This window comes from uncultured Odoribacter sp. (assembly GCF_937966165.1).
Lineage (GTDB): Bacteria > Bacteroidota > Bacteroidia > Bacteroidales > Marinifilaceae > Culturomica.
The window spans coordinates 134,603-150,169 of the sequence record NZ_CALCLB010000006.1; the positions used below are offsets into that span (position 1 = coordinate 134,603).

Below are 15,567 nucleotides of genomic sequence, written 5' to 3' on the forward strand. Positions count from 1 at the left end.
TTGAAAGTTTTTTCTGATTAAAAAGAAAAATGTACCGTTGGGGAAAAATCAGTAATTTAGTTGGAATTATTTAATTTGGAGAGTTCACCGACATAGGATATCGGGCTGCGGTTGTTGCTTGTAACATATATATAGCAAGTGCCATCGTATTGTATATCTATTTGGATTCGGTAAATATCGTTTTTACCCACTATACCGAAGCTGTATTTCAGTGATTTCTTGATATTCCGGCCTTTTATTTTTAAAGTTTTATTAAAAGGCATATTATCAAAATTAATCCCTTTTGTGCCAAGCCGTGGAAAAGAATAACCGCTGCTATAATAGGGAAGATAACCGGAAGCCTGTGTTCCGTCAATGATAATGTATGCGCTATCAACGGTAATATTCATACCGTTGAGGGGGGTAGCTATATGGACATCTATCCTGAACTTTTCGCTTTCTACGATTTCTTGTGTATGCCGGAATTCTGTTTCGATCCGGATTTTATCTGTTTGACCGTTTCCGGTCAGGTAGATAAAAAGGGAAAGTGCGATTAGAAAAAATTTCATCGGTACGGAGTTTTTATCTCCGTATACGATGAAAGAAAATTAATGTTCAGGAGTTTCGCCTGGGAGAGGACGGATGATGCCATCGTAAGCGATTTGACTTTTACGGTTACTTCTGACAGATACGAAACAGGAACTGTCCGAAGTAATATCCAGAAAAAGTTGATAAGTGTCATTTCTGCCTTTGACGGTAAAACTATAGAGAATGTGTTTCTTTTTCTTGCTGTCTTTCACTTTCACTTCTTTTTTTCTCATTTTACTATCAAAAGAAATTCCTCCGTCTTCTCCCGGGATAGCGGAAAAAGCCCTCCCAAAGTAGGGTAGAAAACCTTTGGCTATGGAGTCAGTTATTGTGATCCTGCCCCGGTTAGAGAATAAATCGACTGATTTGCCCCCCAGTGGGAATGCCCGTTTTACTTCTATTAGAAAACGGTTACTTTCTACTAAAGCGATTGTTTTTTCAAAGCCGGACTCTTTTGCTTTCTGTTTCCCCTGTGCTGCTGCACTAAGTATAATGCTGGTGGAGAACAGAAAAAGAAGGAATATATTTTTCATAGTGAATCAATTTAAATTATGGACATCGGGTTAGTGTTTTCCTGCTGTAACAATGTATAATTCTTCCGGGTTCAGGTGTTTTTCTGCCAGTTCCCGCAGATAAGATGCATTACATTGTTTGACTCTTTGGATGATTTGCTTATAAAAACGATTGTCTATGCCATAGGACAATTTGTGTTTCAGGGCATCTGCCTGAGCGAATACGCCATCGATTTCCCGAAGTAAATCGCCGTGAAAAAAGTTTTTTACCAGATTTAATTCTGCTTCCGGAATAAGTTCGGTCCGGATTTTACGGATTTCTTTCAGGATTTCTTCGACCGTTGCTTCTGTATAAGTATTGTCCACGTCTGTAGCGACGCACCAATAGGCTGTTTCGGGAAGGGATACATTGAAAGAGTGAATACCGTAAGTATATCCTTTTTCTTCGCGTATATTAGACATGAGCCGGGAACCGAAATAACCTCCCAAGACGGTATTTAACAATAAAAATCCGGCATAATCCTCTTCATTCAGGCGTACTCCTTTTTTCCCGATCCGGATGCTGGTCTGGACGGCATCTTCTTTTTCTATGGGGAAACGTCCTGGGGTAGCGGGTTGTAAAGTATAAACCGGAGTTTGGAGAGCGGCTGCAGGCCGGGGAAGTTCTCCGAATGCATTTGCTGTAATTTGCTGAATAACAGGAGTAATATTCCCGGATAAGAGAATAAAGCTATTTCCTGTATTTAATCTGTTGTGGTAAAATTCCCGGATAATTTCCGGAGTAATCCGGTCGTAATCAGCTTCTTGTATGGTGTTGGCGTAAGGATGGCTGGGACCGAACAACAGACGGGTTAATTCTTTTCTGGCCAACCAGTTTGTCTTTTGTTTTTCTACTAGAAATTGCTGTTTTTTATTACAGAGGTAGATTTCCAGTTCGTGAGCCGGAATTATACTGCTCGATAGAATTTCTGCCAGCAGAGAGATGGTTTTTTCAGCAAATTTATTCAAGGACAACAGATTCAGTTCTGCTTTATGCATCCCGCTGTTATAATCTACACATGCTCCGTAATAATCAAATATTTCTGCTATTTCTGCAGAGTTGTGGCAGGTCGTTCCTTCATTGAGCATATTAATAGCCGTCGTAGCGACCAATGGCTGCTTTTGGTAATAAACCCCAGCATTGAAGACGATATCCATTTTAAAAACATCCTGTTCCGGATCATTCAGGAGAATCACCTCCATTCCGTTGGGAAGTGTATGGACGGTATAAGGCAAAACTTTCGGTATGCTTAGTTCCGAAAGAGGAGGACTGATTTTTCGGTTAACGGTCATAATGGTAAAGGCATATAAATCGGTTGTATATTTTTATTCAGGCTATTTTTTGAGATATATTAAAGTAGAACAATTTTCAGGACGGAATAAATTCCGGGCCGTTTCTTTCATTTTTTCCGGCGTAATTTGTTCGTATTTTTTATTCTCATTATTAATTAATTCTGCATCTCCCAGGTATTCAAAAAAAGCTAAATTATTCGCTTTTGATTGGTAATTGATTTCGCTGAAACTTATCCGGGCCTCTGTTTTATGGATGACTTTCCGGAGTTCGTGGCCGGGAATAGGGTCTTCTATAAAATTTTTCAATTCTTTTTCCATAGATGCTTCTGCTGCTTCCACAGAACTTCCCTCAGATAGTTTGCCGCTGAATACGAACAGGCCGGGATCTATATCTCCGGTTACATAAGCATCGATACTTGAAAATAAACGGGATTCTTTGATAAGATGAAGGTAAAGCCGGGAAGATTGGCCGTTGGATAAGATATCCGAAATGATATCACAGCGATAAAAGTTTTCTGAATTCCGGCTTCCCATATGATACACTTTGTAAATTACATCAGCCGGAACCGGATTGTCCGTTAAAACCAGTCTGCGGGCTTCTGTTTGTTCCGGTTCCTGCGGAAGTGGCGTTTGACGGTAGTCCGAAGGAGGGATATCTCCAAACCATTTCCGTACGAGTTTTAATGCCTTGTCTTCAGAAACGTTGCCACTGATTCCGATGATGGCATTGTTTGGTGCATAATAATGCCGGAAAAATTCTTTTACATCTTCTGCTGTCGCTTTTTCGATATGTTCGGGAGAAATCCCGATAGTCGGCCAGCGGTAAGGATGTACCCGGTACGACAGTGGACGGAGTTTGAGCCAGATATCTCCATAGGGAGCATTCAGATAGCGTTGTTTGAATTCTTCGATGACCACATGCTTCTGAACATCTAATGCCTGGGGGGTAAGATTCAATCCCAGCATCCGGTCGGACTCTAACCAAAGAGCTGTTTCTAAATTTTCTGCCGGGATCGTAATATAATAGTTCGTATAATCATTGGTTGTATAGGCGTTGCTGTCCCCTCCGGCAAGCTGGACTTCCCGGTCGAAATCTTTTACATTCACCGAACCACTGAACATAAGATGTTCGAATAAGTGAGCAAAACCGGTTTTTTGGGGGATTTCGTTTTTTGCTCCTACTTTATACAGTATGTTTACAGATACGAAAGGAGTTCCGGAATCTGTATTACACAATACTGTGAGTCCATTTTCTAAAATATGACGTGAAAATTTTATCATAGAATGTTCAGTAATTAAAGTGATGATAGAATTAACGGAATAATCCGGTTTTAGTTTTCTAATTCAAAATTTTTACAGTTTGCTATACATTGATTATATTCTGTCACAATATTCCAGATGATATCCGCTACGGATTCTTTTTGGTTTAACATAGAGGCGATTTGTCCGATTTCCAATTCCCCTTCCGGAAGGTTTCCTTCGAAAATTCCTTTTTTAGCACGGCCTTTCCCTAGGAATTGACTGATAATGGAAACGTCAGCCCCTTCGTCTTCCAGTTGTTTTAGCTGCGTATAGAATTCGTTTTTCAGGAAGCGGGTAGGAGCTAATTTTTTTAATGCCAGCACGGTATCGCCTTCTACACTTTGAATTACTTTTTCTTTAAAGAGCGGATGGGCTGAGGATTCAGTGGCTATGGCAAAACGGCTCCCGATTTGTACCCCTTCCGCTCCCAGCATCCTCATGGCTGCCATGGCTTTCCCGGAGGCTATACCACCTGCAGCAATAACGGGCAGGCTGCAATGGGCAACTACATTGGGAATCAGGGTTAAAGTGGTGGTTTCTTCTCTTCCGTTGTGCCCCCCTGCCTCAAATCCTTCGGCAACGATAGCGTCAACTCCGGCTTCTTCACTTTTCCGGGCAAAGAGAGCACTACTGACAACATGTACAACTGTCATACCGTGAGATTTTAACAGAGGTGTCCATTTTTTAGGACTTCCTGCAGAGGTAAAAACAATTTTTACTTTTTCTTCTATCAGGATTTGAATAAGTCGGTCCATTTCCGGATAAAGTAAGGGAACGTTTACTCCCCAGGGATGACGGGTTGCAGTATGCATTTGACGGATATGTTCTACTAAAACTTCCGGGTGCATGGAACCTGCCCCTAGCAGTCCGAGTCCACCGTTATTACTGACGGCAGAAGCCAGTTTCCAACCGCTGCACCATACCATTCCCCCTTGAATGATGGGGTATTGAATATGAAAAAGTTGTGTAATTCTATTCATGACCGATAATGATTGTTTCAACAAAACTACAAAAAAACAGCGGAAACTTTTAAAGGTTTCCGCTATCTTTCTTCAGAAGAGTAAATCTTTAATCCTTTTTTATATTCGGAAGTTCCAGACCGTAGCCTTTTTTCTTATCTTCCCGCTTCAATAAAATGGCAATGATAAGCGCTAATACTCCGAAACTGGTAAAGATAACCATGGGAAGTGTGTAATCGTAAGCCGGCTGACCTTCTCCTCCCAGTTTGCAATAACGGTCCAGTACCCATCCGATAAGAGCAGGTACTCCCATTAATCCCCAGTTCTGCACCCAGAAAATCAGTGCATAAGCTGTACCTAACTGTTTTTCCGGAATAATTTTCGGAACAGAAGGCCACATTGCAGAAGGTACCAGGGAAAAAGCCACTCCCAGGACAATCATGACAATAGTCGCAAACCACCATTCGTTTAATAAAGGTAACGCAAATAAACCGTGTACACAGATGAGCATAATGGCTCCGATCATCATGATCGTTGCTCCTTTTCCTTTCCGGTCGTATAAATTACCAAATAACGGGGTCAATATGATCGTTCCGAAAGGAAGGAGACCGGGAATAATCCCGGCAAGTTTCGGATCAACCGCATATTTGTTGACCATTAAGTCTGTGGCATATTTTAAGAAAGGGAAAACGGCAGAATAAAATAGTACACATAGTAAAGCTACCAGCCAGAATCCTTTGTTCGTCATGATTTCCCAAATATCTTTTACCTTGAAAGGTTCTTCCGGTTCTGCATCCGATTCGTCTATGGATTTGTCCAGTTTCCGGTCCATAACCGTATAAACCATAAAGGCAATCGTTCCGATACAAAGCATAATCAGACAAAGCAAAATCGGTGCCGATACGCTTTGAAAAGCATCTGCCAGGGGCACGGTAATAATCAGCGCCAGAGAAGTTCCTAAACGTGCAGTGGCCATTTCCAATCCCATGGCTAATGCCATTTCTTTACCTTTAAACCATTTCACAATGATTTTAGAAACGGTGATACCGGCTGTTTCTACCCCTACGCCAAAAATGGCATACCCCAATCCGGCAACGATCACCTGCGAGTTAATACCGAAAATTTGTCCTCCTAACGGAAATAAATCCGAAATGGCATAGTATTTAATTCCTGCACCGATTACCATCAGGAAACAAGCTCCCAATCCTGTAAACCGGACACCCATTTTATCCAATATAATACCGCCGAAAATCAGCATCAGCAAAAAGACGTTAAACCAGCCGTAGGCGCTTGTAAAAATCCCGTAATCTGTACTATCCCATAAAAGTTGGGCTTCCAGCATCGGTTTCAATGGAGCCATTACGTCTGTTAAAAAGTAGCCGCACAACATAGTGAATGCGACTACTGCCAGAGCCGACCAACGGGCTACAGCAGAATCTCTTAATGTTTGATGTATCTTTTCGATCATGATTGAATATGTTTATTAGTTAAATTATCCAGCAAGACAGCCAAAGTTAAAAGAAATATATGATATTGCAATAAAGTTTAAGGGTTTTAAAAATATTAAAAACGATTTTTTATACCTTTTAAAGGAGCATCTTCGTATGTGGGGTATGAGGGAAGATCGGATTAAAATAAAGGTACAAAAGCAGATTGTGACGGTTTCCGTGCTATTATTGTGCGGAAAATTTTTTGCTTTTCTGCTCACGAATTCAGTGGGTATTTTGACAGATGCTTTGGAAAGTATTGTAAATGTCGTAGCCGGACTGATCAGTTTGTACAGCTTGAATGTGGCTGCAAAACCCCGGGACGTAGATCATCCTTTTGGACATGGGAAGGTCGAATTGATTTCTGCTTCTATAGAGGGAATTTTAATCTTTTTAGCGGGTTTGGCTATTATTTACGAAGGCATAAGACGTTTGTTTTATCCTTCGCTTTTGGAAAAGTTGGATGTAGGTATTATTCTGGTGGCTCTGGCCGGATTGGTAAATTATCTGTTGGGCTGGTATAGTATACGCATTGGAAAGAAATACGACTCCATTGCTTTGGTGGCCGGAGGAAAACATTTGCAATCTGACACCTATTCTTCCATCGGTCTGGTCAGCGGTTTACTTTTGCTGTACTGGACCGGAATAGCCCGGATTGATAGTACTTTAGCACTTATTTTTGGTTTTATAATTGTACGCACGGGCATTCTTATTTTACGTAAGACAATAGCCAATCTGATGGATAAAGCCGATATGAAATTACTGAAATATATTTTGGGTTTACTTGTCATAAACCGGAGAGAAGACTGGATCGATATCCGGGACGTAAAGATACTGAAATATGGAAATGCTTATTTTATTGACTGTAACCTGACTTTGCCCTGGTATTATAATATCCGGAAAGGACATGCCGTATGTACGGAAGTCGGAAAAGTAATAGCTGAAAAATTTCCGGAACACATCCGGCTGAATATTCATACCGATCCTTGCAAAGAAGACCAGTGCCCTTATTGTATGCTGACAGACTGCGGTTATCGCCTGCATTCTTTTGTGGATAGAAAAGAATTTACGCTCGGGAAAATTACAGAAGCAGAAGAAACTATTGTTTGAAATTTTCCCCGGATTGTTACCGGGGAAATATTTTCTTTCCCAATGATTAATAATTATTCTTTTTGGGTTCGAAGTAAGCTTGAGGATGCTCACAGGCCGGGCATTTCATCGGGGCTTTTTTGCCCTTGATAACATAACCGCAATTCCGGCATTGCCATTCTATTTCCTCTTCTCTTTCAAAAACTTTACCTTCGGTTACGCGGCCTAAAAGTGTACGGTAACGGGCTTCGTGTTCCGCTTCTACTTTAGCAATTTGTTTGAATGTATTGGCAATCTGAGGAAAACCTTCCTCTTGTGCAATCCTGGCAAATTCCGGGTATAGATCCGCCCATTCTTCATTTTCACCTTCAGCAGCTGCTTTCAGATTCTCGGCTGTTGTCCCGATAACTCCGGCAGGATAGGATGCCGTGATTTCTACCATACCGCCTTCCAGGTATTTAAAAAACTTTTTTGCATGTTCTTTTTCCTGTTCTGCCGTTTCCATAAAAACACCGGCGATTTGTTCATATCCTTCTTTTTTAGCTACACTGGCAAAAAATGTGTAACGGCTCCGGGCTTGTGATTCACCTGCAAATGATTTTAACAGGTTTTGTTCTGTTTTAGTTCCTTTGATACTCATAATTCGATTATTAATTATTTAGACACACCTCTCAATTGATATTGCAAGTATACAAGGATTCTATTTATAAAACAAATCTTTATTTTTTATAAGATTATAGTTTTTTTCGATAGAACTGCCTTCGGAAGTATACCTGTTTCCGGAATATTCTCTTTTAAAACTGGCAAAAAAGTGTTTCAAAAAGATGTGCAAAGATAACGCAAACTGATTAAATTCAAATAGTTATATAAGCTATTTCTTAGCCAGATACGGGAAATAAAGTTAAATAACGCATATTTGGGAGTGAGTTGCTTTACTTATCCGTTACTTTATCCAATTTGCCTGATTATTGAATGTAAAGTATTAAATTTCAGTATATTGCATTATTATACATAACTTCAAATAGCTCAATGCTCAATAATTTTGTAATTAAAAAAATGAGTTATGAGCAGTACATTTTCAGTGTTATTTTACACTAAGAATCAATTGGTTAAAAATGGTAGAGTACCTGTAATGAGGCGTATAACCATCAATAAAACTATAACTTGTTTTAGCTGTAAAAAGGAGGTGTCCCTGACCTTATGGGATGTTAAAGCTAATAGGGCAAAAGGGAAATCCGAAGAGGACCTGCAAAAACTTATACATATAGAACTGAGATACAAACGTCAACGGGCGATGCGTGACATGTTACTTTTCATGTGCTTCACAGGCCTTGCCTTTGCTGATTTGAAAGCAATCCGGTCACCTTGCACTTTTGTAAAGTAACCGTACACTTTCTGTAATCCCGCTGTCGAAAACTGAATGTTATTTGATTATGTGATATTTCTTTAGCTTTTCATAAAAGGTAGTACGGCTTATATTCAATAGTTCTACAGCTTTGGAACGGTTATTCCCCGCCCTTTCAGACGTTTGCTGCGAAAGTCGTTGATGGTACGGAAGTCAGGAATCTGACGACCGTTAAGCCAAATAAAATGAATATTCTCCGTTAACTGCTGAGCGATCTTGCGGCTGGAATAAAGGTTGTTAAGATATCCGTAAAGCAGGATTTTTAACAGCATCCGGGGATAGTAAGCGCTCGTTCCGCCTTCCTTGTATTCACTCAGAAGATCTGAAGTGCACCCCAAAAGTTTTATGTCCAACTTTTGGGGTGCACTTCATAATTGGACAGCCTCTTTTTTAGCGCTTATCTGTAAATGTGTCCCGGGGTTGTTTTAATAAGTATTGAAATAAGATTGGATGAGTTGCGGATTTTGGGTACGGGTCAGAGCCAGCATAAGAAGGATGCGGGCTTTTTGCGGGTTGAGTTCCTGGGAGGCAATAAAACCGTATACCGAGTCATCAATTTCTGCTTCCGGGGTGGTAGGACCGGTAAGAACACGGCTGGAGCGTACCACCAGAATGCCGTTACGGCTAGCTTCGGTCAGACCGGGAAGCAGGTTTTTGTGAATATTCCCGTTTCCTACACCGGCATGTATGATTCCCTGGTAACGATTCCGGATCAGAGCGTTCAATGCTTCCGGTTCTACGTTGGAATAGCTGTAGAGGATACCGACTTCGGGAGCTGATTCAGGTCCGTCACGTCGAAGACAGATTGAGTGGTGTGTAATTTGTCGGTGCTTTGGTTATAGTGAACTTTGCCATTGAATACATAACCCAGCGGTCCGGAGTCGGGGGCCTGAAATGCCTGAACGTCGATGGTATTCATTTTTGTGGCGGCATGAGCGCCGAGAATGCTGCCGTTCATGACGATCGTCACACCCCGCCCGGCGGATTCCGGCGAGCCGGCTGTGACTACGGCGTTATAAAGGTTTAACGGCCCGTCGGCACTCAGGGAGGTGGAAGGACGCATGGCTCCTACTAGTACGACGGGTTTGTCGCTTTTCAATACGAGATTCAGGAAAAAAGCCGTCTCTTCCATAGTGTCTGTGCCGTGGGTGATAACCACTCCGTCGACGTCCGGACGTTTGAGTAACGTATTTAGATAATGGGCTAACTGTAGCCATATTTCGTCCGTCATGTCCTGGGATCCTATTTTAACGATCTGTTCGCCTGTGATGTGGGCTATCTTTTGTAATTCCGGTACAGCATCGATGAGGTCTTTAACGGCTACTTGTCCGGCTGTATAGGCCGTACCGGTCGCACTGCTCCCGCTGCCGGCAATCGTGCCTCCGGTGGCTAAAATGTGAATGTTGGGCAACTTTTGTGCAAGGCTTTGTGAAAAAAGCAGGAGGGCCGGAACAAGAAGCAGGAAAAGGAATCTGAGTGTTTTCATCGTGAATGTCGGTTTAGTTCGTTAGTAATCGTGTATTTCTGTTTTTCTGTAGGATCAGAATATCAGTTTTACTAGCATGAGTCCGGTTGTTACCGATACCAATGTCGCTATCAGTCCGGGCATCATGAAAGAATGATTGAGTACGTATTTCCCGATCCGGGTCGTTCCGGTACGGTCGAAATTGATGGCTGCGACGACGGTCGGGTAATTGGGGATGAAAAAATAACCGTTGACGGCAGGGAACATGGCGATCAGTAAATAGGGAGAGATGCCCAAAGCAATGCCGAGAGGCATAAATGCGCGGACGGTAGCGGCTTGGCTGTACAGGAGAATGGACATGACGAACAGGGCGATCCCGAACAGCCAGGGCATTTGTGTGACAATGCCTTCGATGGATGTTTTCAGGGCGATCATATTGCCTTGCAGAAACGTATCTCCCATCCAGGCAATTCCGAAAATAGCGACGACGGCTTGCATCCCGGCGGAGAATACGCTGCCTTGAGCTGCTTTCAGGCCGTTGGCTTTGGTGAAAAGCAGGATCAGGGCTGCTGCCGAGAGCATCAGGATTTCGATAATAGCGGCCATACCGACAGTTACTGTGTTGCCGTCGATGATATGGGTAGGACGCAAGTTATCGAAAGAACCGAATACAACTATAAAGATGGTTGCTAAAATGAAGATGATAACGGAAATTGCTGCCTGGCGTTTGTTGTGTATATCTTTTAATTCGTAATGAGCATCGTCCAGCAGACCTTCCCGTAAACGTCTTTGGTATTCGGGATCGTCAGTCAGGTTTTTCCCTACCCGCAAGGAGTAAAGCGCTCCCAGGAATACGCCGAATAGGGTAGCGGGTATGGTAATCATCAGAATTTGCAAGAGCGATACTTCGAATCCTGCCAATAAACCCAGTAAGGCGACTGTCGCTGCGGAGATCGGGCTGGCGGTGATGGCTTGCTGGGAAGCAATGACGGCGATTCCCAGCGGGCGTTCCGGCCGTATCTTGGTTTCCCTCGCCACTTCCGCAATAACGGGTAATACAGAGTAGGCGACGTGCCCGGTGCCGGCGACGAAGGTAAAAAGATAGGTCACCAAAGGACTGAGCAGGGTGATCCGGGACGGATGCTTTCTGAGCAGATGTTCGGCTCCTTTTACCATCAGGTCCAGTCCGCCGGCAGCTTGCATACAGGCTGCGGCAGTGATTACCGCTACGATCATCAGCATCACGTCGATGGGAGGCGAAGTAGGTTGCAGGCCGAATACAAAAGTCAGTATTCCCAGGCCAATGCCACCCATAACTCCTAAACCGATACCTCCAAGACGGGCACCTACGATAATGGCAGTCAAAACAAAAGCGAGTTGTAATAACATAGGAATGCTTTTAGATTCTTGTTTTTGTACAGCCAAAAGTATAAAAATGTTTCAGATTAAAGAACTGTATTCTTCAGATAGAAAGAAAATTGGTAAAATAGCCCAAAAGCTCCGTCCCTGTGGGCTACATCAACGCCTTGTCACCTTCAATAAAACAATCCCACGCCAGCGTTCGTATAGCCGTCACCTCCTCTTTCTTTGAAGCTGCCATAAATTTGCTGAATTAAGGAAAAGTCGGTTTTGACATATAATACTCTTTCTCCCCGTTATCCACATCCCCGAACACCACCATAGCATGTACCTTGCACAGATTCTTTTCCTCTTTCAGTTTCGACACTCTTTTCTTAATCAGAGCTTTCTGCTCCATCGTAAGATTTTTCTCTTCCATTCTTTTTGTATTTTAAGTTACGAAAAAAGATAATAGTTTTTAACACCTTATCGGCGACACTAGTGCTTTTTGTTTACTGATAATTTCATTATAAGCTCTCTAATACCTGCGTCCAATTCTGCTTCAAGACAAAACAACTCTTTTATATTCCCCTTTTATGTTCTTATATTATTAACTTTACAATCGATAAACATAGTAATAAACTTTTTTTAATTTCAGCTCTAAAAAAACGAATAATATAAAATATAGATTATTGCCTTTATATTCAATAATTACAAAACTATACCCTAATAATAACGAAAGAATAAATAAAATATTATTAAATGCGGAATTATTTCAGAATCAGAATTCTTCAAATTCTAAGACTACTTAAAGAGTTAGGTGTTTTTCGATTTTTATTCATCATCGGGATAGCTATCTTACTTTTTAGTTTATGTGTCAGAATTATTTCTACCTTTGAAATATCTGCTTTGATTTTGTCCCTCCTACCTGCAACAATTCAATTTAATCGAAAAGACCTATTATTCATACGGACATCTTTTGCAAATGCAAACATACTATTATTCATAGAGTATATTTTTATTACATTGCCCATATTGATAATTACTTTGCTTTTTGCCAAACATTTTATTGTTTTTGCTTTCTGTATCATAATCATTTTCTTGATATCTAATATTTTTATAATCAGGATCAAAGAAAAAAGCCAGAAACAAATATTTAATTGGCATAAATATCTCATTTCACCAAACTTTTTTGAATGGATATCCGGCCTACGAAAAAATCCACTTTTTTTCATTATTTATTTTATAGGATTACTGCTGTCCTTTTTCCCTTTTGTTTCTGTGATCACTATGATCATCTGCGCATTTATTCTATCTTCTTTCTTTTTGGAACCGGAACCTCTTTCATACATTCTCAGTTATGAAATCGGTGAAAAAAAGTTTATACACTATAAGATAGGCCGGAATCTCTATAAATATCTGATACTTATGTCCCCTTTGTTTATTCTTGGCCTGTTATTTAACCCCGGCCAATATATTATGCTATGTATGGTCCTTTTATCCTGTGTGATTGGTTTCATTGCGATTATTGTGTCAAAATATGCAACCTATATTCCGAACCATACTTCGGTAGGTTTTAATCTTATAAGCACACTTATCCTCACGAGTATAATTTTTTCCCCGCTAATGATAATAACAATTCCCATATTACTGATCAGTTACCTCGGGGCTATCGAAAATCTTAAAAAATATTTGGATGATTACAATTGAAAATTTAAGTTTTGCTTATGACAAAAAACCGGTAATAAATGATATTTCTATGGTGTTAGGAGAAGGAATATTTGGCATTATTGGCATAAACGGCTCAGGTAAAACAACATTGTTAAATCTTATCTATGGCTTAATTAAGCCAGATGCCGGTTCCATTTTATATAATGGAAGTCACAAAGTGAAAAAAAATTCATCGTTCGTCGGAACGGAGAACTATTTCTTTTCGCGCATTACAGGGAGAGAACATTTAAGTCTGTTTAAAAATCCCGACTTCGATGAAAATTTATGGAGCAATATTTTGGGTATTCCTTTGGATACCTATATTAGTAGCTATTCAACCGGGATGAGAAAAAAATTAAGTATACTAACCAGCTTAAAAACAAATAAAGAAGTATATATATTTGATGAGCCTTTTAACGGTCTTGATTTAGAAAGTTGCCAAATAGTAATCCTGATTTTAAAAGAACTGAAAAATAAGGCTAAAACCGTTATTATTACTTCGCATATAATCGATGTTTTAAAAGAATTATGCAACAAATATTATCTTTTATCCGAGGGTAAAATAAATCATGTTTACAGGAATGATGAATTTGACATACTTAAAAACAAGATCAAGCATATAATATCTGATGAAAAAGAAGAGTTGATCAAACAAGCATTGTTGTAATTATAATTGATTCATTACCCATTTTTAATTTTTTAGTAGTGAATGTAGACACAATTAAATATGTTTTAGCTACTTGTTTTTGTGTGTATATAATATCAGAGGGAGGAAAGCAGTGATTTAGGTGTTTATTTTTGTATTTTTATACAGTAAAAATCACTGAATAATCCTGATGTTGGAAAATATGATAAGGTAAGCGTATCCTTTATATCATTTTCAAAAAGGAACCGTCTATTCTCTAACAGTCCCATTATTTTATGCTTCATTATTTTCTTTCTGCTTTTTCTTTTCTGTCTTCCTTTTGTCAAACTCTTCCGGATTTTTCAAAATTGATAACTCAGTATTAATATGCTTTACTCCCTTTTATAATAGCACAAGGGGACGGGGGTTATGTATTCAATGGCAAAGTTCACTATAACCAAAGCACCGACAAATTACACACCACTCAATCTGTCTTCGACGTGACGGACCTGAATCAGCTCCCGAAGTCGGTATCCTCTACAGCTATTCCAACGTAGAACCGGAAGCATTGAACGCTCTGATCCGGAATCGTTACCAGGGAATCATACATGCCGGTGTAGGAAACGGGAATATTCACAAAAACCTGCTTCCCGGTCTGACCGAAGCTAGCCGTAACGGCATTCTGGTGGTACGCTCCAGCCGTGTTCTTACCGGTCCTACCACCCCGGAAGCAGAAATTGATGACTCGGTATACGGTTTTATTGCCTCCCAAGAACTCAACCCGCAAAAAGCCCGCAGACAAACGGCATTTGCGAACGGTTTAACAGGACTGTACAAAATGAGTTCTATACCATTGCATTCAGAAAGAAAATTTATACCTCCATCGAACAGTTGCAGATCGCCCCCGATATGTGGATGAACTCGTACAACACGCAAAGAACGCACTCCGGAAAGTACTGCTTCGGGAAAACTCCCCTGCAAACTTTTATCGAAGGGATTGCCGTGGCGAGAAGGTATCAATTAACAAATGAGGAAGTTATACAACAGAATGATACTGATAAAATATCATCCGGTTGTGTGAGTGAAGAAAGTTGTGTAACCTCTCAACAAACATCTGACAGTTTTTTTATCCTATAGTGAACCAAGTGTCAGGGCAAGTCTTGACTATTACATTACCTGCCTTTTTAAAGAAACGCTTTTAATCACTGATTCACAAAAAATTAGAGCGAAATATTTTGTTTTTTGTCGCAAAAAAATGGTTTTTGAATTTTTCCTGTAGAAGTTTTGAAAAGTAAAAATAGAAAGAGAGGAAGGGTGATCCGGAAGATTAGACTTGCGGATACCCCTTTTATCCAAATGAGTTTATTTAGCAGCTATTGTTTCAATCTCTACCAATGCTCCCATCGGCAGTGACTTTACAGCAAATGCAGCCCGGGCCGGACAATCGGTTTTATAATATCGGGCATATACTTCGTTCATGGCTGCAAAATCACTGATATCACTTAATAAACAAGTAGATTTTACTACATTTTCAAAAGTATAACCGGCTTCTTCCAGGATATAGCCGATGTTCTTCAGCGCTTGCTCGGTTTGTTCTTTAATACCTCCTTCTGCGAATTTACCGGTGTTTACATCGACAGGAAGTTGACCGCTGATATAAAGGGTACCGTTTACTTCAACAGCTTGGCTGTAAGGACCGATAGCTTTCGGCGCTTTTGGAGAATTGATGATCTTTTTCATGATGTTTTGAATGAAAATCTTTATTAATGATTCGTT

At 40.5% G+C, this 15,567-nt stretch carries 14 protein-coding genes and 5 pseudogenes; 5 read left to right on the forward strand and 14 right to left on the reverse strand.

All coding sequences use genetic code 11. The features are described from left to right. Positions 1 to 56: 56 nt before the first annotated feature. The 6 genes from Q0465_RS02650 to Q0465_RS02675 form a co-directional block, all read right to left on the reverse strand. Complete coding sequence (locus Q0465_RS02650) at positions 57 to 548, reverse strand: DUF4251 domain-containing protein (protein ID WP_298612441.1); 492 nt, start codon at positions 546 to 548, stop codon at positions 57 to 59. A gap of 39 nt (positions 549 to 587) precedes the next feature. Beyond that, positions 588 to 1,100: a DUF4251 domain-containing protein gene (locus Q0465_RS02655; protein WP_298612444.1), complete on the reverse strand. Its 513-nt coding sequence runs from the start codon at positions 1,098 to 1,100 to the stop codon at positions 588 to 590. A gap of 30 nt (positions 1,101 to 1,130) precedes the next feature. Next, positions 1,131 to 2,411 (reverse strand): pitrilysin family protein, encoded by a 1,281-nt coding sequence (locus tag Q0465_RS02660; RefSeq protein ID WP_298612447.1) that lies wholly within the window; start codon positions 2,409 to 2,411, stop codon positions 1,131 to 1,133. A gap of 42 nt (positions 2,412 to 2,453) precedes the next feature. Further along, positions 2,454 to 3,692, reverse strand: coding sequence for a pitrilysin family protein (locus Q0465_RS02665; RefSeq protein ID WP_298612449.1), 1,239 nt, complete (start codon positions 3,690 to 3,692; stop codon positions 2,454 to 2,456). A 50-nt stretch (positions 3,693 to 3,742) separates the two neighbouring features. After that, positions 3,743 to 4,693 carry a nitronate monooxygenase gene (locus Q0465_RS02670; protein ID WP_298612451.1) on the reverse strand — a complete coding sequence of 317 codons (951 nt, stop codon included), beginning with the start codon at positions 4,691 to 4,693 and terminating at the stop codon, positions 3,743 to 3,745. Between the two features lie 88 nt (positions 4,694 to 4,781). Continuing rightward, on the reverse strand, positions 4,782 to 6,140 hold the full coding sequence (locus tag Q0465_RS02675; protein WP_298612454.1) for an MFS transporter: 1,359 nt from the start codon (positions 6,138 to 6,140) through the stop codon (positions 4,782 to 4,784). A gap of 136 nt (positions 6,141 to 6,276) precedes the next feature. On the opposite strand from Q0465_RS02675, the gene Q0465_RS02680 reads away from it, so the two are divergent. Beyond that, entirely contained in the window at positions 6,277 to 7,269 is a 993-nt protein-coding gene (locus Q0465_RS02680; RefSeq protein WP_367274294.1) for a cation diffusion facilitator family transporter, read from the forward strand. Positions 7,270 to 7,315: 46 nt separating this feature from the next. Here Q0465_RS02680 and rbr read toward each other — a convergent pair whose 3' ends face one another. Beyond that, positions 7,316 to 7,888 carry a rubrerythrin gene (gene rbr, locus Q0465_RS02685; protein ID WP_298612457.1) on the reverse strand — a complete coding sequence of 191 codons (573 nt, stop codon included), beginning with the start codon at positions 7,886 to 7,888 and terminating at the stop codon, positions 7,316 to 7,318. Positions 7,889 to 8,311: 423 nt separating this feature from the next. Here rbr and Q0465_RS02690 point away from each other — a divergent pair. Then, positions 8,312 to 8,605: pseudogene (locus Q0465_RS02690) on the forward strand (hypothetical protein); the annotation flags it as partial. A gap of 66 nt (positions 8,606 to 8,671) precedes the next feature. On the opposite strand, the gene Q0465_RS02695 reads toward Q0465_RS02690, so the two are convergent. The 6 genes and pseudogenes from Q0465_RS02695 to Q0465_RS02720 form a co-directional block, all read right to left on the reverse strand. Then, on the reverse strand, positions 8,672 to 8,731 hold the full coding sequence (locus Q0465_RS02695; RefSeq protein ID WP_298612606.1) for a hypothetical protein: 60 nt from the start codon (positions 8,729 to 8,731) through the stop codon (positions 8,672 to 8,674). 35 nt (positions 8,732 to 8,766) lie between these two features. Next, positions 8,767 to 8,979 (reverse strand): annotated as a pseudogene (locus Q0465_RS02700) (transposase); the annotation flags it as partial. A gap of 99 nt (positions 8,980 to 9,078) precedes the next feature. Next, a pseudogene (gene ansB, locus Q0465_RS02705) lies at positions 9,079 to 10,139 on the reverse strand (L-asparaginase 2). 54 nt (positions 10,140 to 10,193) lie between these two features. Next, on the reverse strand, positions 10,194 to 11,507 hold the full coding sequence (locus Q0465_RS02710) for an anaerobic C4-dicarboxylate transporter family protein (RefSeq protein WP_298612460.1): 1,314 nt from the start codon (positions 11,505 to 11,507) through the stop codon (positions 10,194 to 10,196). Positions 11,508 to 11,730: 223 nt separating this feature from the next. Then, positions 11,731 to 11,895 carry a hypothetical protein gene (locus Q0465_RS02715; RefSeq protein WP_298612463.1) on the reverse strand — a complete coding sequence of 55 codons (165 nt, stop codon included), beginning with the start codon at positions 11,893 to 11,895 and terminating at the stop codon, positions 11,731 to 11,733. A 560-nt stretch (positions 11,896 to 12,455) separates the two neighbouring features. Continuing rightward, positions 12,456 to 12,623 (reverse strand): hypothetical protein, encoded by a 168-nt coding sequence (locus tag Q0465_RS02720; RefSeq protein WP_298612466.1) that lies wholly within the window; start codon positions 12,621 to 12,623, stop codon positions 12,456 to 12,458. Between the two features lie 529 nt (positions 12,624 to 13,152). Between Q0465_RS02720 and Q0465_RS02725 the strand changes: the two genes are divergently transcribed. From Q0465_RS02725 to Q0465_RS02735, 3 genes and pseudogenes are all read left to right on the forward strand, one after another. Further along, complete coding sequence (locus tag Q0465_RS02725; protein ID WP_298612468.1) at positions 13,153 to 13,833, forward strand: ATP-binding cassette domain-containing protein; 681 nt, start codon at positions 13,153 to 13,155, stop codon at positions 13,831 to 13,833. A gap of 383 nt (positions 13,834 to 14,216) precedes the next feature. Then, positions 14,217 to 14,587: pseudogene (ansB, locus tag Q0465_RS02730) on the forward strand (L-asparaginase 2); the annotation flags it as partial. Beyond that, positions 14,563 to 14,928 (forward strand): annotated as a pseudogene (locus tag Q0465_RS02735) (integrase core domain-containing protein); the annotation flags it as partial. The pseudogenes ansB (Q0465_RS02730) and Q0465_RS02735, both read left to right, overlap by 25 nt. A 225-nt stretch (positions 14,929 to 15,153) precedes the next feature. On the opposite strand, the gene Q0465_RS02740 reads toward Q0465_RS02735, so the two are convergent. Further along, complete coding sequence (locus Q0465_RS02740) at positions 15,154 to 15,531, reverse strand: RidA family protein (protein WP_298612471.1); 378 nt, start codon at positions 15,529 to 15,531, stop codon at positions 15,154 to 15,156. Between the last annotated feature and the right edge of the window lie 36 nt (positions 15,532 to 15,567).